The 19,545-nt window shown below is 52.1% G+C and carries 13 protein-coding genes and 2 pseudogenes; 7 read left to right on the top strand and 8 right to left on the bottom strand.

Going from position 1 to position 19,545, the window contains the following annotated elements:
- Positions 1-35: 35 nt before the first annotated feature.
- Positions 36-968 carry an SdiA-regulated domain-containing protein gene (locus tag G7G_RS0122355; protein ID WP_010443776.1) on the bottom strand — a complete coding sequence of 311 codons (933 nt, stop codon included), beginning with the start codon at positions 966-968 and terminating at the stop codon, positions 36-38.
- Positions 969-1,150: 182 nt separating this feature from the next.
- On the opposite strand from G7G_RS0122355, the gene G7G_RS0122350 reads away from it, so the two are divergent.
- Positions 1,151-1,909 carry a DUF4956 domain-containing protein gene (locus G7G_RS0122350; RefSeq protein ID WP_010443773.1) on the top strand — a complete coding sequence of 253 codons (759 nt, stop codon included), beginning with the start codon at positions 1,151-1,153 and terminating at the stop codon, positions 1,907-1,909.
- Here the strand turns inward: G7G_RS0122350 and G7G_RS0122345 are convergent, their stop codons facing one another.
- The 4 genes and pseudogenes from G7G_RS0122345 to G7G_RS0122325 form a co-directional block, all read right to left on the bottom strand.
- Complete coding sequence (locus tag G7G_RS0122345; protein WP_010443771.1) at positions 1,910-2,851, bottom strand: metallophosphoesterase family protein; 942 nt, start codon at positions 2,849-2,851, stop codon at positions 1,910-1,912.
- Positions 2,841-4,274 (bottom strand): hypothetical protein, encoded by a 1,434-nt coding sequence (locus tag G7G_RS0122340; protein ID WP_010443769.1) that lies wholly within the window; start codon positions 4,272-4,274, stop codon positions 2,841-2,843. The genes G7G_RS0122345 and G7G_RS0122340 overlap by 11 nt, the downstream gene beginning before the upstream one ends.
- A gap of 758 nt (positions 4,275-5,032) precedes the next feature.
- A pseudogene (locus G7G_RS0122330) lies at positions 5,033-5,248 on the bottom strand (type III glutamate--ammonia ligase); the annotation flags it as partial.
- Between the two features lie 55 nt (positions 5,249-5,303).
- A complete protein-coding gene (locus G7G_RS0122325; protein ID WP_010443762.1) occupies positions 5,304-5,987 on the bottom strand; it encodes an IS6 family transposase in 684 nt (227 codons plus the stop codon).
- A 440-nt stretch (positions 5,988-6,427) separates the two neighbouring features.
- Here G7G_RS0122325 and G7G_RS0122320 point away from each other — a divergent pair, with 440 nt between their 5' ends.
- The 5 genes from G7G_RS0122320 (at position 6,428) to G7G_RS0122300 (ending at position 12,598) form a co-directional block, all read left to right on the top strand.
- A complete protein-coding gene (locus tag G7G_RS0122320; protein ID WP_238528859.1) occupies positions 6,428-7,582 on the top strand; it encodes a tyrosine-type recombinase/integrase in 1,155 nt (384 codons plus the stop codon).
- A 365-nt stretch (positions 7,583-7,947) separates the two neighbouring features.
- Positions 7,948-9,132: a plasmid partitioning protein RepA gene (gene repA / locus G7G_RS0122315; protein WP_010443758.1), complete on the top strand. Its 1,185-nt coding sequence runs from the start codon at positions 7,948-7,950 to the stop codon at positions 9,130-9,132.
- Complete coding sequence (repB, locus tag G7G_RS0122310) at positions 9,132-10,100, top strand: plasmid partitioning protein RepB (protein ID WP_010443756.1); 969 nt, start codon at positions 9,132-9,134, stop codon at positions 10,098-10,100. Before repA ends, repB begins: the two co-directional genes overlap by 1 nt.
- A gap of 177 nt (positions 10,101-10,277) precedes the next feature.
- Complete coding sequence (locus tag G7G_RS0122305; protein WP_050806493.1) at positions 10,278-11,333, top strand: helix-turn-helix domain-containing protein; 1,056 nt, start codon at positions 10,278-10,280, stop codon at positions 11,331-11,333.
- A 155-nt stretch (positions 11,334-11,488) separates the two neighbouring features.
- Positions 11,489-12,598, top strand: coding sequence for a Fic family protein (locus tag G7G_RS0122300; RefSeq protein WP_029622280.1), 1,110 nt, complete (start codon positions 11,489-11,491; stop codon positions 12,596-12,598).
- 2,227 nt (positions 12,599-14,825) lie between these two features.
- On the opposite strand, the pseudogene G7G_RS24570 reads toward G7G_RS0122300, so the two are convergent.
- Positions 14,826-15,371, bottom strand: a pseudogene (locus G7G_RS24570) (tyrosine-type recombinase/integrase); the annotation flags it as partial.
- Positions 15,372-15,514: 143 nt separating this feature from the next.
- On the bottom strand, positions 15,515-16,030 hold the full coding sequence (locus G7G_RS23575) for a GNAT family N-acetyltransferase (protein ID WP_050806492.1): 516 nt from the start codon (positions 16,028-16,030) through the stop codon (positions 15,515-15,517).
- Between the two features lie 265 nt (positions 16,031-16,295).
- On the opposite strand from G7G_RS23575, the gene G7G_RS0122280 reads away from it, so the two are divergent.
- Positions 16,296-18,164: an adenylate/guanylate cyclase domain-containing protein gene (locus G7G_RS0122280; protein WP_010443749.1), complete on the top strand. Its 1,869-nt coding sequence runs from the start codon at positions 16,296-16,298 to the stop codon at positions 18,162-18,164.
- A 360-nt stretch (positions 18,165-18,524) separates the two neighbouring features.
- Here the strand turns inward: G7G_RS0122280 and G7G_RS0122275 are convergent, their stop codons facing one another.
- Complete coding sequence (locus G7G_RS0122275) at positions 18,525-19,070, bottom strand: hypothetical protein (protein WP_010443748.1); 546 nt, start codon at positions 19,068-19,070, stop codon at positions 18,525-18,527.
- Positions 19,071-19,545 lie beyond the last annotated feature (475 nt).

Genomic DNA, 19,545 nt, shown 5'->3' with positions numbered 1-19,545 from the left:
GCTATTGTGGCGATGTGAACTTCATTCTCTAACGATCAAAATTTGGGGATATTAAAAACGTAAAGCCGTGATTTCTTGGCGTCGTCTGTCAGGATGTAGAGAAGCCCTTTGGTCTCATCGAGAGCGATTCCTTCGGGATGTTTAACTTCCTTTTGTTCGCCATCTTCTGTGAACGTCAAACTGATAGACTTTACTGACTTGGATTTTGGATTGTAGACGAAGATCTGACGGCTTTTGTCACTCACAATCCAAAGAGAACGCGAGGACCGGGACCAGGCCAGGCCACTCAAATCCAGTTCATCATCATCTACACGCTCGGAGATAAAACCTGCATCGCGGGCTAAAGGAATGATCTCAATAATTTCGTCCAGCTCTGGCGATAACACCATTAACAACCTTGGTTGTCCCTCAATGCCAACGAACACCCGCCCAGATTCCGGGTCAACGGCGATGCCTTCGGGTCCCTTGTTCAAAGGGTTGCCGACGAGTAATGCAGCGGCGGTCGGGTAACCTTTAAGAGATGCGAGAGGTATTGTCGTCAGTTGAATGGGGTCGGTTGGGTGAACGACTAGGATTGATCGGTCAGTTTCTTGAAGCACCAAAACAGACCCATCCTTTCGAGGTGCAACACCCTCCAAATCTGATCCTGCCAATGCTGGCAACTTGAAAGAGTTTCCCAATACCCCGTCGACTCCGAGTAGGTGCAGTTTAGGTTCGGCATCACTTACAGACCACAAGAAGCCTTCAGCGTTAGACATTGCCAAGCCGGAAGGCTCTGAAAATCCCTCTGATTTGTCTGCCACCTTGAATTTATCGACCAGAACCAAACCAGCACTTTCGGCGCAGGCAAAATCGGTCCAAGACAAGAAGGCTGCCGCAACCAAACTGGCCGCAAAAGCGAGTCGTCTAAGTTTGCAGAAACACCGTGAAATTTCAGCTTTTGACGAAAACACTCTGTTTTCTGTCATTGGATTCTCTCGCGCTTGGACCACATCCCTGTATCAGCGTTCGTATCACAGTCCGGATACGTTGTCCGAAGAATGCACTGTGATCTCTTTACCTGATCCCGCCTGTTGCGATTGAATTGAATAGGGCATGATGTGCCTTTGGTTAAGCGTAAGCCTTTGGCGTGAGCAGGAAGGAAGACAAGTTGAATACGACCCTCACATTTGTGACCGTGTTGTTGATGCTGCTGTTGCCAGGTGCTGCGGTGTCACAAGTCGACCCTGCGACGATGCTGGCCGGGGCTTCGGGGTCGGAAATCGTTATCGAACGCCGGTGGACGCAGTTTCGTGGCAAACAGGAACTGTATTTCTTCACGCTCGATGTGATCGTCACGATCATTCTGGCTGGCTTGATCGTCTATCATCCGGTGAGACGTAAAGCCCGTAGAAGCGTCCGCGACATAGTTATGCCAAGGCTTTTCTTCCTGTATGCGCTTATCGGTATGGCGGTTGGTTTTCTGGTGGTTCAGCACGGTTCAATGATCGGTTTCGTTATCTTTGGCATCGGCGCGTTGCTCAGGTTCCGCTCCAATCTCGATGATCCGGTGGACACTGTCGAAATGATAATCGTGACCGTTCTTGGTCTTGCGGTCGGTCTGGGCTTGCCGCTGATGGCCACACTGGTGGCGGTTGTATGTTGGTGTTTCATTTGGCTTGGTGGAAGAAACAAGGGTGTAGAGATTTCCCTCAAGGCCTCAGACGAAGAGCACTCGTTGAATGTCAGCGGCGCCATTGAAGCTATGGCCGCAGACGCTGGATGGAAGCTGGTCAGAAAACACCACGTCCCCGGAAAATCTCGCGTTTCATTACTGTTCATCACCTCGGGTGGACTTTCAGAAGCTCGGATAGAAGAGATGATAAACGATCTGGTTCCTGAAAAAGTTGAACTGAAACTCAACCTCTAGTCATTTAACAAGGTCTAAACGTTTCAACACCGCATTCGGGGATCTGATCTCTTTCGGGAGCGACTTGAAGTTTACCGACCTTTCGAAATCAGGCCCTCGATATACTGCTATCCCAAACTCTCCGTTCGGCTGGAACGTAACATGAGTGAAGCTGTGAGGTGATCTGGTGCTATCGCCAATAAGCCGCCGTGGACCACCTCCCAAACAAGCTTGAGAGACATAAGCCACACCGTCTTTCCAACCGGGGTAGAAGGCATGATGGTGGCCTGACAGATGCAGAACAACACCGCTTTCCAGATAGATTTTTTCAAGTGTTGGGTCACCGATGATTTCGCGTTCGCGTTGGATCGCGAACGGCCAAAGTGGGAGGTGACTGAAAGTGACAATCGGGTCTCCGTCTGCACCCAGTTCCTGTAGGCGGTCCTGCTGGTCACCGGATAGAGGTCCTAGTGTCGTTGCATCCAGAGACGCAAAAGTAATGCCCTGCATCTCAAATGCGTAGAAGAGTGGGTAGTCATCTGAAACCAGGAAATCGACGTCTGGTTTTCTCGGAACCCATTCCTCTGCGTATATTTTTCTTTCACGCTCGAACCCACGGTAGGCAGAGGCATCATGGTTTCCTGGCGTGACTGCAAATGGAATGCCGGCAGCCTCTAAAGGATCTGATACGGCCTCGTGAAACGCCTTCCACATCTCCCTGACCTGTTTGTCGGACAAGTTGGGAATGCGCTGTCCCGCAACCATATCTCCGGTCGAAATAACCAGATCTGGATCAATCTCGATTATGCGCTCAATCGCCTTGTCGACGCGGGTATCGTATCTTACCGAACCGTAGCTTCCGTTCAAATCCGATATGACGATGACATCCAATGCCGCCCCTTTGCTGGCGAGCAGATTGGTCCAAATGATCACCGCAACAAGGGCAGAACGCTTAAGGGTCATTACAATCCACAACCTCTACCTCGGTGTCGTTTCTCAAAAAGAATGCGACAGGATCCAAGTCGAACATCAAATCACCACTAGAACAATTGCTCTGGAGGATGGACGTTGCCAGCGCAGTGTTTTTGACAACTTGTGCAATCTGTCTGTCTGACAATCCAAAGCTTTGCGACAACCAGTCATAGACCGGGCCTTGGGACTGAAGGTCACTATTCAATGCAACCAAGCGCCGATACGTACTTGGAGAGAAGTGCCGCATTTTCTCCAGCATTTGAGTAGATTTCGCGAAGTTGGCATACTCGACACGCCCGCCAGCATCGTTGTCGTTTAGATTGCTGCGACGGATCAATAATGCGTCGGCGGGAATATCTCCATCGTTCGGCTGATGGTGCTTCGTTTTCTTATGTTTTAGCTTTCCGTCTTCGACCCAATACCAATAGGGTGTGAAGTCTATGTTTCCTACACGGTCCTGCTGGCTGAAGATGAAGTCGAGTAGAACAATCTCGGTAAGTTCTTGCATCCAAAATGCCATCTGTTGGTCACTGACATCGGGGCCGAGATCCTTGTTGATCATCCGGTCTCTTCGGCCTTCTTTAACGCCCTCTTCAATAGCCTCTGGCAGGGGTTTTGAGGAACGCAAAGCCAAGAAAGCAGGCGTTTCCTGGAAATCACGGTTTTGGCCTTTCCCCCAACCAGACTTGCGGGTGCCGTTGATTTCCGAGCCGTATCGATGCCCAGGACTATCAAGCAGTACACCGTATATTTGCGTTCGATCTGCGGTGAATAGATCATCGGTCGGTTGGTATGAGTTCGGGTCGGCGTCCGCAGCTGCAAAGACCCGCCAGCCTTCATGGTTCATGCGCCCGCCGCGAGAGCCACCAGAAATCGCAAGGCCAGGCTCTGCAACCTCGGAGAAATGCGCCTGGGCGTCCATGCTACGCCAAACGGCGACTGGAACTTTGACAGTCGCGTCGAAATATCTGGAGAAATGATAGTAAAGCAGTGAAGACGTGGAAAAGGTTCCACTGGTGCCCTTTTGGTTCATGGTGGACTTGAATTTAGCCACCCTGTCCTTGGCCAGATCATTCGCCGCCTTCCCCTCTTTGCAAGCGTTTCTCTCGAATTCAGAACGGTTCCCCGTGTAGGGTCCTTCCGAAATATCGTAGACGGCCATTCCTGGGCTGGTGCTCCAGGTTTTCGGGCAAATAGCAATTTCGGAGGCATAGAAATCGATCTCGCAATAGGCAGTTTCTTCCTCAAGATCGCTGTCCTTGTACTCGCCAGTCGGAACTTTTTCGATCCGAATACAGCGTTCAGTAATGCCGTTGGGACTATCAAATGTCGTGGCTTCACCCAGAACATCGTCGTTCGCCCACAAGGCAGTGGGTGCAATGAGAGCAAGTGACCCAAGAAGATTGAACTTCATTTAGATAGTCCTCCCGGTATCATTTAGGGCAAATCGCTGCCTGTTGTTCGGTGGAGATTTTCAACTTTGGGTCGACACTGAAGTTGGAGAACTTTGTGTCAATCCACTTGTCGCACCCGCCTGAACAAGGGGCCCCGTTTCGGGCACCATTCCAATAATCCTTGGCCCTTTCTTCCGTCCAACCGCAAAACTGAACGAGCGCCATTGCCGACAATGCCCCCGAGGAATGAACGCCCCACATGCAGTGCACCAGAACAGGGCCCTTTCCAGGGTTTTCAATCACCTCGTGTATGGACGACATGACAGCACTGGGACGGGAGGATCTGGCGCTTTGATAGTCGAAAGATCCGTTTCCGCAACTGGTGCGACCGTATTCAGTGTTTTTGCCGAAGTCCGCATAAAACCCGGTTGAAAACCCTTCATCACACAAAGTTTCGCGTTGTTCTTCACTCAGGCCCGTTCGATCCTTGTCGCCGCCCTTGAAACCGGATCGATACAACACTCCGCTTAAGACTGGACGAAAGAAAGCGACACCATCAACGCCTCCGTCACCACCCTTTGACAGCATTTGACTGTTGTTTGGACCGCCATTTCGACTGGTCACGTCAGAATTCGCAGCGGTTGCGAGAACACCAATGAATATGAGGGACGCCAAAAACCGCATGCGAACTCCTTTCTATTTGTCAGCCTGTTATGCTCAAACTCTTCCCACTTGGCGGGGCCAGAACATCCTAAAACAACGCGATGGGATCAAACAGTTAGACATCCAATGTGTGTTCTTTTTCCCAACGCGAAAAGTGGTTTGTAAAAGACATCCACTCCTGCTTCTTCATCTTCAGGTAAGCGGCCGAGAATTCCTCGCCCATAGCAGCCTTCAACCCTGCATCCTTGTCATATTCGCGCAGCGCGTCCAGCATGTTCAGCGGCAGCTTGGGCGCATCGGTGACAGTGTGCCCTTCGGCATACATGTCGATAGGTTCTGTCGCAAACTTTTTAGATGGCAAAGCATCAGTGGATTTGGCGAGCAGTTTATCCCGCCATTTGGATGAACTGCTGAAACGGACGGAGTCCGGGCGTGAATTGACCTTTGCGGATCATGTTGACCAGTTCTATGCCTGCCAGGACAGATGCGGCTGAAGCGAAGGATTTGAACCCCAGCATGGGTCTGATCCTTCGTTTGATAAATCGGTGATCCTGTTCAATGATGTTATTGAGGTATTTGCGCCTGACCATCTCGATCGGGATTGGACAACCAAAGCTCTTGAGCATTTTGTTGATCGCCTTGATGCCAGCTGTATTGGCACCACTTTTGTCGATGACGATCTTGCGCAGTAGACCGTTCACCTCAAGCGCGCGGGCGAAGAACTTCGTCGCAGCGGCTTTATTCCGGCGCTCGGACAACATGAAATCCAGGGTCTTGCCGTGTTTGTCGATCGCTCTGTAAAGATAAACCCATTTGCCTTTGACCCGCACATAGGTTTCATCCATTCGCCACGAACGGTCGGCGGGACGCTTTCTATACCGCGCAGCTTCAGCAATGAGGCCTGCATATCGACTGACCCAGCGGTTTAGCGTTGCATGATCCAGATCAACGCCACGTTCCGCCATGATTTCTTCCAGATCCCGGTATGAAACACCGTAGCGCAGGTAGAAGAAAACCGCATGCAAGATCACGTCTTTCGGAAAATGCGCACCCTTAAATGAGATCGTCACGGCCTGCTCCTGTCAAGTTCTAGTGCGCGCTACCAGAAATGCACTCGACCTGACAGGTAGGGACAAAGTTTGCGACAGAACCATTTCCTTGTCGTCTTGATTTGGTTGAACGGTCATTAGACTAAAAATTCCAACACCAACTCAGTTGTGTGAGTGGCCTCATCTGACTGGTCCAGTTTGATTGTTAGTGCATGATCAGCCTGTGTTCCATCGGGATGATGGTGGCCGAGCTCGCGGCGAAGACCCAATCTCAGACGGTTCTTACAACAAACTGCGGGCAATTACCCAATCGAATGAATGCAGGGAGGCTATTCAAGACGAATAGAACGATCAGAGGTGCAACTCCATGAAGGTCAACAGTCGAGGTCCGCAACAGATCCCGGCAAAGCCTTTACGTTTAACCTAATAACATCATTACGCGCAAAATTCACTCTTTTTGGTTGTTACATTTCTCACTCTATCAAACTCTTACCATATCCGATAAGTATCCCTTATCATGTATAATTGATTTTTGCGAAAAACCGGCGCAGAATGGCGCGATGACCGCCTTAGCGCCATACCTCCCCGCCCCCTCCCCTGCCCTCTCAGCAGAGGATCAGGAGGCACTCACTGATCTTTATGTGCGTGGCACGCCCGCCAACACGCTGCGTGCCTATGAGCGCGATCTGCTCTACATCACGGCTTGGAAGTCCGCGCGGTTCGATCTGGCGTTGCGGTGGCCCGAAACGGAAGCCACGGCGCTGGCCTTCATCCTCGATCATGCCCGCGATCTAAACGACGCCCCGCACGAGGACCGCGCGCTTCAGGCTGCGGAGGCGCTGATCGCACAAAGGCTGCGCAAGTCCCTCTCCTGCCCAGCCCCGTCTACGCTGGACCGGCGTATCGCCTCCTGGCTGGCCTTTCATAGAATGAAGAACCTCTCCTCCCCATTTGACAGCCCGCAGGTGAAACAGGCCCGAGCCAAGGCCCGCCGCGCCGCTGCCCGGCCACCTGCCCCGAAATCTGCCCATCCGATCACCCGCGATGTGTTGGAGCAGCTGCTGGACACCTGTCGCGGTTCGCGCCGGGATTGCCGCGACCGGGCGCTCCTGATGCTGGGCTGGGCCAGCGGCGGGCGCCGGCGCTCTGAGATCACTGGGTTGATGCGCGAGGATGTCAGTCTCAAAGAGTTTGAAAAGACCGGCGTGGTCTGGATTTCCCTGCTGGAGACCAAGACCACAACTAAGGGCGAGACGCCCCGGCTGGTGCTCAAGGGCCGCGCGGCCCAGGCGCTAGTGCATTGGATCGAGGTGGGCGGGATAGAGGATGGCCCCCTGTTCCGCCCCATCTCCAAAGCCGATAACGTTCTGAAGCGCCGCCTGAGTCCGGATGCGATCTATCAGATCGTCAAGCACCGGTTAAGACTGGCTGGACTGCCCGAGGACTTCGCCTCGCCCCACGGGTTGCGCTCGGGTTTTCTGACACAGGCCGCATTGGATGGCGCCCCGATCCAGGCTGCCATGCGCCTTTCCTTGCATCGCTCCATGGCCCAGGCGCAGAAATATTACGACGATGTCGATATCGCGGAAAACCCGGCAGCAGATTTGTTGGGTTGAGGAAATACGTCATCAGCTCCATTGGCCCCCTGCCCTTCCCAATTACTTGTCTTGGTGCTCAAGCCGCTACTTCCTTGCGCCAACTACTCGCTGGGAAAAGCTCAACTCGAGGCGGAGCATTCAGAAGGGTTTTGTGCACGCGCCTACTTTTTTGCACGCAGAACTTCATCGGCAATAGTAGCCCGGGAACCGCTTCAACAAGGTTTACAGCTGTAAACCAATTTGCTCTGATGCAAAGCGTATGTAGTTTGCAGCTTTGTAGAACCCACAATATAAGCGAAAATCCTTGACTTAGGGCAATGAATCACGGCTGTTTGTCTCAAGTGGCGCAAAAATGACCACATTCGTTAATTTGAGGCAACTACATGATTCCCGTGACACCACTTGCGGCAGAACGACCGTCAGCTCTCGCCACGGAAATTTCTGAGAGATTAAACTCGGCTATCCGGGAACATCTTCTTGCGGCATTCGCCCCTGACAACACCAAATCATTACGCAACTTTGCAGCCCCAGAAGCGGCCGAACTCTTAGGCGTCTCAGGTCAATTCATGCGTAAGGTCCACGCAGAAGGAACGATTCCGGAACCAAAAGACGTGCGCAGCGGTCGACGTTACTATACCGCGCATGAGCTTTGGGAGGCTCGCGAAACGCTTGAGAAAACTTCTCGCAAAAAGGGGCGCTATATCCCTCGTCGGACTGAAGGAGAGAAACTCCAAGTCTGGCAGTTGATGAACTTCAAAGGTGGGAGCAGCAAGAGCACCACAACAATTCACTTGGCTCATTATTTTGCGCTTCGAGGTTACCGTGTACTGGCCGTTGACCTGGATCCACAAGGCTCGCTTACATCCATGTGCGGCATCAGCCCTGAAATAGAGTTTGACGGGCTGACGATTTACGATGCCATTCGGTATGAAGATCCGGTAGATATGTCGGACGTTGTGCTTCCGACATACTTCCCCGGTCTGTCTGTAGCACCGTCACGGCTTGTTCTTTCCGAATTTGAGACAGAATCTGCCGTTCACTCCAACCCGGACCATCCGTTCTTTACGAGAATACGGAATGCCTTGGCCCAGGTAGAAGGCGATTTTGACCTTGTTCTAATTGATAGCCCACCTCAACTCGGATTCTTGACAATAGCCGGGATGGCCGCCGCCAGTTCATTGCTTGTGCCACTGACACCTTCGATGCTGGACGTGTCTTCTACGGCTCAATTTCTCGAACTCGCTGGTGCTTACATGGCAGTCATTGAAGATGCCGGCGCGACGCTCGAATACGACAACTTCAAATTCCTGATAACGCGCGACGAGCCGACAGACGTACCGTCTCAACAACTGACTTCGTTCATGCGAGCACTGTTTCAGGATCGCGTTATGTCAGCTACGGCCCTCAAGAGCACCGCAATCAGTGACGCCACAATGCTCAAACAATCAATTTACGAGGTCGTGCGGTCGGAAATGACACGCACAACTTATGATCGAGCAAAGAACTCAATGGATGCGATCGGTTCTGAGGTAGAGCAAATGATCCATCAAGCATGGGGACGCAGCTAATGGCTAGAAAATCGCTTCAGGAGATGTCTGGGATCGCAAACACCATCGCGCGCTCTAGCCCCAAGACCATTGACAAAGCCCCAAAACCCAATGCGCCTGCACTTGGCGCGCTTCAGGGCTCCTTGGCCGCAATCAGGGAAATTGACCCTGCTCTGATCGACGATTGGGGGCCAGCCGATAGGCTTGGTGAGTTTACAGCTGTAAACACTGACGAAGAAGACGATAGCTTTGAAAGCTTGATGTCGAGTATCCAAGACGGTGGCCAACAAGTTCCCATTCTTGTCAGAAAATCGAAATCCGACGGTCGATACGAAGCAATTTATGGGAGGAGGAGGCTCAAAGCCTGTCGTGAACTCGGTATTAGAGTCCGCGCCAATGTTCAGGATATCGACGACGCTTCAGCGCTTCTCGCCAAAGGGCTTGAGAATGCTGCGAGGCGCAATCTTTCCTTCTACGAGAAAGCACGTTTCGCCGAGGCGATCCTGACTTCCGGGCATGACTCTGCAACGGTGCGGCAAGTATTGAACCTTTCGAAATCAGGGCTGTCTCACCTGACAAAAGTTACGCAACATGTTCCTGCAAAGATTGGTGACATGATCGGCGCAGCCCCAAAATCAGGCCGCCCAAAATGGACCATGCTTGCAGAACACTTCGTTGCAGGCAAGCTGGCGGGAGATGAAGCGGCAAACCTGCTTGCAACCATTGAGCCATCAATGTCGTCAGATGATCGGCTGGAAATGCTCCTAAAAGCAGCTGCCAAACGTGGTGCACGACAAAGAGAAGGTGCCGCCGAAGTCAGCCCAATTGAAGGAGTTACAATCAGATCCACCAACGGATCACTAACAGTTTCGGTCAAAAGGACCGGAGCTAACGCTGACTTCGCTAGCTGGTTGGACAAAAACATGGCTGAAATCATCAAGCGCTCACACGCTGAGTTTACAGCTGTAAACGCCGAGAAAAAGAACTGAGGACGAGCAGAAAGGAGGAAGGCAAACAAACAAAACCCCCGAAACCGGAGCTTCGAGGGCTGCTGCGCAAAGCGCAATTCTTAGATTAGACACCTAGAATCTAGCAGCACCCGAATCGCCACACAAGAAAAAACGCTCTTGAGCGAACGGGTAATTTTTGTCTGCCGATAGATAATCATGAAAACAGTAGCAGCATTGGCTCCAAATGGAGCAACCTTGTCGGGGACGGCAGGGCAGGGGAGTAGTACACCCAAAAAATGGATACTTCTTCGCGCCGTTGAAGAGGCCAGAGAACCTCTTGGGTTGAAATCCACAACTCTCAATGTCCTGAGAGCCATGATTTCTTTTGTGGGCGGTGATCAGATTACTGCGGACCAAGATGATCATCACATCTGCTTCGCTTCCAACGCGGCGATCGCCAAACGGACGCATGTCAGCGTGCAGACAGTTGAGCGTCATATCTCGACGCTGGTTGAGCTTGGACTTATCCGCCGCGTAATGAGCGCAAACGGTAAGCGATGGGCGCGCCGGGATCGACAGGGCAGGGTGGTCACCGCAACTGGGCTCTCCTTGATGCCCTTGTCTGAACGGCACCCTGAGTTCATCCAGGAAGCCCAGAGGCACGCTGATCGAGTTCTGGAGTTCACTGTACTCCGTGACAAGGTTTCCGCCGCTCTGGCACGCCTTAGGGAACTCGTAGCAAATGACACCGCGGTCTCCGATTTGATGACCACCGTACGCAATGCTCTGCGTCGCAAACCAGATGCGAATGTACTCTGCGAGCTATTGGCAGAAATCTCTGTGGAAATCTCAGAAATAACACAGACAGATACAGAAAAATTGAGGGACAGTGACAATGAAATTGAGGGGCACAAAGAGGACTCTTTGAATCCGGAAGTTAAGAAAGAAAAACTTTCTCAGATTCAGGTTTCTCCAGACCAAATGGAGCGCAGTTTTCCACGGCTATGCTCAGAGCTACGCTTTGCAAAAGATCAGCACCACTGTGATCGGCTTATGGATGATATCGCCGAGTATCTACGGCTTGGCCAAACCTGGTATGCAATGAAATCAACGTTTGGCCCAGCTATTCGCTTCATCGTTCTCGGGTACATCTGTCAGCGTGCTGAGAACATACAGTCTCCAGGGGCTTATCTGATTTCACTACTGACCAAGATTGAAAAGGGAGAACTATCTCCAAGCGCAATGCTGACGCGGACCTCCAATGGTTCGTAGGTTTTTTGAAACAGGAAGAGATTTTCTGTCGTCAGCTTATACTTCAATCCAATGTTTGGATTGAACGGTTCGGGAAGAAGTGAGCTATAGGATTGACCTCTATGGATCATAAAGTAATAAATAATGAGTTATAGACTGGATTCTTATACCTCACGATGTGGAACTGGCAGAGCCCTGATTGGCCGACATTTCGTTACGATGCCTCAAGACTCGAACCATACGAGCAACAGTTCCTGTTGTCCTCAGGGGAAGTGCTTGGAGCGGTACATCATGTGAACCGGGCAGATCGTGATCAATTGCGTATCGACCTGCTGAGCGAAGAGGCGATGAAAACCAGCGCGATCGAAGGTGAGATGCTGGATCGGCTCAGCGTGCAATCATCCCTGCGCCGACATCTTGGACTGGCTCCCGACAGCTATCCGTCCAAACCGCGCGAGCAGGGCGTTTCCGAAATGATGGTGGACGTTTATTCCAACTATTCAGAACCACTGTCACACGACACCCTGTTTCAGTGGCATGACATGCTTCTGTCCCATGACAGGCATCTGGAATCGATTGGATCATACCGGAGCCATGAGGATGCGATGCAAATCGTCTCAGGCAGGCTAGACCGTCCAACGGTTCATTTCGAAGCGCCACCTTCACGTCAGGTTCCGGCTGAAATGGACCAGTTCGTAACCTGGTTCAACCGGACCGCACCGGATGGTCCCGAACCATTGCGTGCACTGATCCGGGCAGGATTGAGTCATCTTTATTTCGAGAGCATTCACCCCTTTGAAGACGGCAATGGCCGGTTGGGTAGGGCGCTGGCTGAAAAGTCCCTGGCACAAAACATTGGTCAGCCGAGTCTGATTGCACTTGCTTTCACGATCGAGCGAGAGCGGAAGGCATATTATGATCAGCTTGAACGCCATCAAAGGACGCTGGACGTCACGCCATGGCTCGTTTGGTTTGCCGAGACAGCCCTTACAGCACAGCAGGTGACGCTTGAGCGGGTCGGCTTCTTTATTACCAAGACGCATTTTTACGATCGGTATCGTGATCAGTTTAACGCCCGCCAAAGCAAGGTAGTCGCCCGTTTGTTCAAGGCTGGACAGGACGGGTTCAAAGGGGGGCTCAGCGCCGAGAACTATATCTCTATCACGGGAACGTCGCGCGCCACGGCGACGCGGGATCTGCAGGACCTGGTAGAAAAGGGGGCGCTGAGCCGAACAGGTGAACTCAGATACACCCGCTATTGGTTAAAGTTGGATTGGGAAGGGTAGGGGGGTGAAGTACGACACGAAGGGCGGAAACCGGACTTTCGCTGCATATGCAAACGGGCAAGGCCTTGACCTCCAAAGCGGACCTTGGACGAGAAGTTGTGATGAGGCCTCGCTACGAAGTTTCGATTTGCGCAACCCGAGGCTGTTTATTGAAACGTGGCAGGTCAAACAGCGAGCTCATTTGAAGTGCTGCTGCGCGGCGATCCCCAAGTTCAATCAATTGATCGAGAATCTCCAAGAACTGGACGTGGACTTCAGGCTGCAATGGCGCGTCTCGTTCGGCAAAGGATTGAATTAAACTGGCGAGCTGCGCAGTTCTTCCCCCGGACCAAAACCCTCTAGACTGCCAAACGGCGGGCGCGACGGCTCCCAACCTTGATGCGAGAAATTCGCTGCTGCGGTGATCGAAAGACCTTTCAACATGGAGCAAGAATGCTTGCATGACCTGAGACAGATGGCCAAATCGATGGAGCATCCAATCGATTAATGGATCAAGTAGCTCTGCGTCGGCCCAGTTGTTGTTAGCGAAGCGGGCCGCACCCATTGCTGGCCGATCCCAATTTCCCCCCATTGCGATACGAACCAATTTGTGAAGCTGATCAGGAAGACCATAGTCCTCCCGCCACTCCGGACGCTTCCAATCTGGGTCATCTGCGACTGCCTCAAAGATATCGAGGAAAACGCCAACAATGCCCGCTGGAACTTTCGGTGCATCCAGAAGTCTAATGCAGGAGTACGCATTTGCGAAAGTCGAGAGAACTTCGCTCCTCGGCTTATGGGGCAGCTGAGACAACAATGGTATGATTGCACTACGAACATTTTCAATGGGCAATTCCTCGCACAGCGCTGCCAGATCCCAAATGCAACTGGAAAACTCCAAAGTTAGGCGTGAGCCTGAACGGTGCTCGGCTTCGTCAGCTGCACCAATTGCCGCAGTGAGCTTTTCAACGAAGCTATGCAGAAGAGCTGTTAGGTCGTCACGAAAAGCATCATCTTCGTTGAACCTGTCTTTTGGAATGATCGACAACATCGACGCGAAGTCCTTGACCCGCCATTGATCTAAGTGTTCCGGCTCGATTTCGGCATACGTCTCAAACAGCCCTTTCCAGTCGACAGAAGTTAGAGCTCGTATGGTCGCCTCAAACAGCCGTTGTTTTTCGGATGCCAGACTGTTTTCTCTCTCATCGCGTCGTCGGTACCAATCAGGTGAACCACGATCCAATTCGAGAGTCGTCAGCTTGAAAGCCAGTGCCGTGCACTTGTCAGCGAAGCCCTTTTGTTCTCGCCAACATGATGCGGCATTTGACAACGCAGCCAACTGCACGCCCTTGTAGGGATGAAAGGACAACCGAACCAGTTCTTCCTGTGCTGAACATGCTAATGGTCCGCAATTTTTGACTATCGCCGCCAATCCCTTTGAAGCAAATGTTTCGGGTCTGTCGTCGGCATGAGCATCAGCGTGAAAAAACTCATCGTTTTTCGGAACGGTGCTAGCGGCGCGGAAAGCAACTGCTTCGGCCCATTCCTGTTGATCCTTTGGAAGATCGGTACCTAAACTTAGGATGGCTGCCGACACGGCTGCCACTCCGCCAGCGCGACGGCTGCCGGGGTCTCCAGCATCGAAACCGGAATTATACAGTTCCTCGTTGTCAACTTCGCGGGCAAGAGCTACGGTCTCATCTCGCACCTGATCATCAATGACACCGCTTTCGAACCAAGACTCGGCTTGTTTCAGCAGTTGGAAGCCTTCATTCCAATGGGCTAGCCGCTCACCTGCTTCTTCGGCTTGTTGCACCCGTTCGTCTGACGGCTGAAATGCGACGCCGACTTTCCCATCATCGGTCTCCAACTGAGCATAGTTTGAAAGGTCTGCCATCGCGGCCCACTCCTCGGCTCGATGCAGAAAAAATGCGACTAACTCATCATCATCTTCTTGGCCTTCGTGGGTGAAGGGTAGCTCACTTGGAAAGCTGGAAAGCTTTTCAACTACCTTTGCGCGTTGGTCGTTAGCTGTGAGAATGAATGCTGTCGCGAGCCACCTGATGTTCTTTTTCCGGGAAGGCCGTGAGTTGAGGCGTTTCAGTGCTTCAAGATGAGTTGTCTCGTTGGAGAAGCCGAAGCTCGCTCCGATTTCGTTTGAGTGAAGGCCTTGAACGTCGTGTTGCCAGCGGTACTCATCCATGGCCCAGATGTGCTGGCAGCCGACGAGAGCGGCTGCCGCGGGCGACAGTAGGAGCTGAACAGCTCGGAGGTTGCCTGTCTTCTTGTAGATCTGCGTGACTTTAGTTCTCCGCATTGAATGGGTGCCATACGCGCTCGCCTCAAGACCGATCGATGTGACCCAATCTCGGACGATCCGTGCATATTGGCGGGTCGAAATGTGCAGGCGTTCATGAAAGCGCCCGGGCCAAAGGTACTCGGAACCGACCATCAGCTCGTCCTCCATCCACTTTTCGACAGACGCGCGCGTTCCTTCGGATATCTCGAAGCGCACAGGTTTTTGCGTCTTGCTTTGAAGGACTGAGGCTCGTTCTTTGATTTGGCCTGAAGCCATGACATCGACCACTTTCATCTTCACCAGATCACAGCCGCGGAGCTTGCTGTCGATCGCCATGTTGAACAGGGCGAGATCGCGGCGGTTCTCGGCCAATTCAAGTCGAACCCGTATCGCCCAGACGTGTTTTGGTTTCAGTGGTCGCTTCTGGCCGACGATACGCCCTTTGTTCCAGGCAGGGCGAAGTGCGCGAATGGCTGGTAAATTTGGTGTTTCCATGACTGATCCTCCGATCCGCCATGCCCTCCCAAAACGACAACCCGACGTTGACCGGAGCATTTTATCACGACACGCTGCGCTGCCTCCGAGGTCCGCTCTGAGCCCAAAGTCACGGGGAAGTGCACGTTTCCCGAATTGCTGCATCAATCCCTTAGCGAACGTTCCATGCAGTAAGTGTAAGGTATCCACTCGTCGGGGAAACCTTCAGGATGAGGCCTATTGGTGAAACCGACATTCTCATACATGGCTTTGGCGTGTGTCAGAAATTTAGCGGACGTAAACATAACCATTTGGTAACCGTCTTCAATCATTTGATTGAACATCGCGTCCAGAAGACGGCGACCAACTCCGTGCCCACGGCCGGCTTCGCTAACAAACATGCGATTGAATTCGGCAACAAGGGCGGATTGTTCAGAGTACATAACGCAGCCTACCGGTTGGTCGGCAATGGACGCCACAAAGATGCCACCTCGCGGCCTTGCGTGCAGGTTTGGCATGTCTTCAAGCACTTTTTTGAAGCGCTCGGGTTCCATGGGATTTCCCTCGACAGGCCAATCTGATGGGTAGTTTTCCCAATGCCATTTCAGCCATTCACGACAGAGATCACGAGCTTCCTCATAGCCAAGGTCGTCAGATAGTAGTTTTATCGAGATCGCCATTTTTCTGGAGCCACGCAAATTCACCTCCAGACAAAGTCTATTCTCCAGGCAGTTAAGTCAATTGTGAGCGTCACCCGAAACTCGAAGGTCTCTCACGAATGGCAGCTTTGTCCGCACTGCGGTCATTCAGACGGAACGCAGCGAACGGCTACTCTGAGCCCGAAGCGGTTATTGATCTTCGGGGAAACTAGAAAAACCTAAATGCTTGACCAAGCGCCCTTCAACACAGAGCATGATGTGACGCGGAAGCTCCCAGGGACGGGCGATGGAAAGACGCATAACCGCAATCATTGCCGCAGATATAGTCGGGTTCAGTCGCTTGATCGAACGCGACGAGGTCGGTGTTCTACACCGACAAAAGACAATCACGAAGTCAATTATCAAGCCTGCGCTCAATCTGCATCACGGAAGGGTAATAAAGACGACAGGTGACGGCTTTCTCGCTGAATTCCCCTCAGTGTTTGCCGCGGCGAATTGCGCGATTGAATTGCAAAAGACAATCCTCAACTCGCAGGCCCAAATTGCGGAAGGAGACCAAATTAGCTACCGGATGGCCGTGCATATTGGTGATGTAGTTGCTGACGAAGGCGACTTGTTGGGAGATGGTGTGAACGTTGTTTCGCGTCTTGAAGCGCTCGCTGCTCCAGGCGGCATCGTTGTATCTGATGTTGCTTACAAACTATTGCAGAAACAACTGCCCGTCCGCTTCGTCTCGGGAGGCAAAAAGCAGCTAAAAAACATACTTGAGCCGGTAGAGATCTATCATATCAGCGTCGACGGTGTTGGAGACGCAAACGTAGCCGACGAGCCATCGGGCAAGCTAAGCAGGCGCCTGAGGCTTGGTGTGTATGCGCTCGGTTTGGGTCTGCTTTTGGTCGGGACATGGTTCGCGGTTACAAGCTTTCCGAACCGTCAAACTGAAAACGATTTGTACAATGGTCGCACGTCGATTGTCGTGATGCCGTTCAGTGACACCGGGTCGCTCCAGGGACAAGACTATTTTGCTGACGGACTGACGCATGACATCACGACCGATCTATCCCAACTTCCAGAGTTGTTCGTTATATCACGCGCGAGCGCCTACAGTTACAAATCTACGAGCGCTGAGCCCAGGCAAATCAGCCAAGATTTGGGCGTACGCTTCATTTTGTCCGGAAACGTAAGGAAAGTCGAAGACACGATCCGCATTAACCTGACGCTGGTGGATGGCACGACAGGAGGGGAGATATGGGCAGAAAGGTTTGATGGCGAAACAGAAAATGTTCTCGCTTTTCAAGATCGGGTCGTCAATCGAGTAGTGTCTTCTCTACCGGTGGAGCTCGACGTACAGCAAGTTGCCAGAAGCGAAATTGGTGGCACTAAAAACCCTCTTTCTTTTGATGCATACCTTCAAGCTCTGCATCTATACGACACTGGCACAGCGCAGAGTTTCGCTGAGGCTGTACCTTATCTTGAGGTCGCTACGAAACTTGATCCCGACTACGGGCGAGCATATGCGCTTCTGGCTCTGATTTACTTTGAAGCTTGGCAAAACTACTGGCAAGCAGAATTTGGATACCAAACCGAACTGGAGCGCCGGTTTCTCAAAAGGTCTTCGGAAGAGACGCTCGAGTTAGCGAAACAAAACCCTACCGCACTCGCTTACCTGGTGACGGCGCAGATTATGCGTGTCGACGGCCAAACCAATGAAATGTTTCAGCAAGCCGTAAACGCCTTGGAGGTTGAACCGAACTCAGCTGACGCTCTATACACACGCGCTTTGGCCCGCCTACTCAATGGTGAAACGAATGCGGCACTTACAGACATTGAGAAAGCCATCGCTGCGAACCGAATTTACCCGACGTACTACCTGACGTTAAAAGGTGGCATTCTGTTTTCTCTTGAGCGCTATGAGGAAGCAGCGTCTGTCTTGGAGGTAGCGCGTTCGAGAGAACCTTCTTCGCGGGATGCGCTGATGTTCAATGTCGCAACTCTTTCCATGCTTGGTCGTTCCGTTGAGGCTGAGATGCGGGAAATCTGGAGGCTTGGAGAACGCATTCACATTTACAAAACCCGGTGGCGGTTCAAAAATGATAGCGATTGGGACAGATTGGCTGATGCGCTTCGATCTGCCGGCGTCTCCGAAGATTACTAGTCAAGTAGCTAAACCGATCGACTTGCGCAGATCTTTTTTCAGCGCTAGATGCCGCCCGGCGGCGAACGGCGTCTTTGTTCGCAAAGTGGACATCCGTCACGATTGAACAAATGGCTGCTTTGAGCCCAAAGCGGCCTATTGTGATCCATCGCGTGCCGGATCGATACGGTGGCAGAGACCATTGTATGACCTCAGCCTTATCCCTTTTTGGAAGGCGGGTTTTCTCCACCTTTCGACACCCAATTTGGACCAACAATGCTAAGAGCTTTGGGGGGGCGGAAGCTGTGGGACGAGTTGTTCCATTGATGGCGACATAAGAAACAACAGGTACGCCTTATGAGGTTGCGCTGCGGACGACGCCTATTTTTCAACAATTCCCACAGCGAGACCTTCCGTGAAGCTCAGAGCTACTCTGTCTCCCGGGCTAAGCTGTTCAACAAACTCACGACCAACATCCGTTTCAACCTCGATCATTTGTTCCGTGCCGCTGCTGTCCGTCACAGTGGCGATTGAGCTCGCGGCGTCGAAGGAAACAAAAGTCAGAATTAACGTAACCATCGTTCCGGCAGCCACGCCCGGTGTTGATCCCTCTGCAACCTGGGCTTCCAATTCAACCATACTGTCAACCTCGCCGGGGAACGCCATGCTTGCAGCTACCCCCAGTGTGTAAACCGCTTTGACTGTGTCGCCTTCTTCAATTTGGTCGAAGTTTACGACTTCCGGTCCCGCAACAATGGTCTCTTCTTCGCCCGTCTCTGAGTTTTGCAGCACGATAAGGCGAGTGTCCGGATCGACCGACTTAACTGTCGCATCGGCTTCGATGGTCACGCTGCGCTCAGCTGTTTGAGCGAAACTGAGCGCGGGCAAAATCAAGAAAAATGCGGACGCAAGAAGTTTGATTAGCATGTCTTCTCCTAATGAGATTGATGATGGAAGTCTGCAAAGTAGCACACAGTTTCGCAGGATAGCCAAACGTTGCCACACCGCTTCGCAGTTTCAAAGATGTTTGTCAGTCAGCATCAGCAAGGACCGAAGTTCTCGAGCATCAGATTTCCACCAGAGCGCACACGTAATCTTGAGTGCTTGGGCGGACAACGCTTCAGGTTTCGGTCTCTTGCTTGCCATTCTTGGTCCTCCGTTTCCTAAATATAGCAGTGGACCAATTCAGTTGGGGAAGCTCATACAAGGCTGACCGAACCGAGCCCTTTTCAGACTTTGGGTCAGGCGCAGCATCCGTTTCGAAGGCGGGTATCAGCTATTCGCTTCATCTGAATAAGCAATACTCTTACCGGCTTTCACTTCGCTAAAATAAAGTAATCGGCTTCACTGATGCGACATAATACGCATGCTAAAATCCTACGCAGAGAATGTTGGTTCATGA

The organism is Ruegeria conchae (genome assembly GCF_000192475.1).
GTDB lineage: Bacteria > Pseudomonadota > Alphaproteobacteria > Rhodobacterales > Rhodobacteraceae > Ruegeria > Ruegeria conchae.
This window is presented reverse-complemented; position numbering and strand designations above follow the sequence as displayed.

Bases quoted from the DNA above. Each gene is read 5' to 3' on its own strand.
- G7G_RS0122355 (WP_010443776.1), bottom strand. From the start codon at position 968: ATGACAGAAAACAGAGTGTTTTCGTCAAAAGCTGAAATTTCACGGTGT.
- G7G_RS0122345 (WP_010443771.1), bottom strand. From the start codon at position 2,851: ATGACCCTTAAGCGTTCTGCCCTTGTTGCGGTGATCATTTGGACCAAT.
- G7G_RS0122340 (WP_010443769.1), bottom strand. From the start codon at position 4,274: ATGAAGTTCAATCTTCTTGGGTCACTTGCTCTCATTGCACCCACTGCC.
- repA (WP_010443758.1), top strand. From the start codon at position 7,948: ATGATTCCCGTGACACCACTTGCGGCAGAACGACCGTCAGCTCTCGCC.
- repB (WP_010443756.1), top strand. From the start codon at position 9,132: ATGGCTAGAAAATCGCTTCAGGAGATGTCTGGGATCGCAAACACCATC.
- G7G_RS0122305 (WP_050806493.1), top strand. From the start codon at position 10,278: ATGAAAACAGTAGCAGCATTGGCTCCAAATGGAGCAACCTTGTCGGGG.
- G7G_RS0122300 (WP_029622280.1), top strand. From the start codon at position 11,489: ATGTGGAACTGGCAGAGCCCTGATTGGCCGACATTTCGTTACGATGCC.
- G7G_RS23575 (WP_050806492.1), bottom strand. From the start codon at position 16,030: ATGGCGATCTCGATAAAACTACTATCTGACGACCTTGGCTATGAGGAA.
- G7G_RS0122280 (WP_010443749.1), top strand. From the start codon at position 16,296: ATGGAAAGACGCATAACCGCAATCATTGCCGCAGATATAGTCGGGTTC.
- G7G_RS0122275 (WP_010443748.1), bottom strand. From the start codon at position 19,070: ATGCTAATCAAACTTCTTGCGTCCGCATTTTTCTTGATTTTGCCCGCG.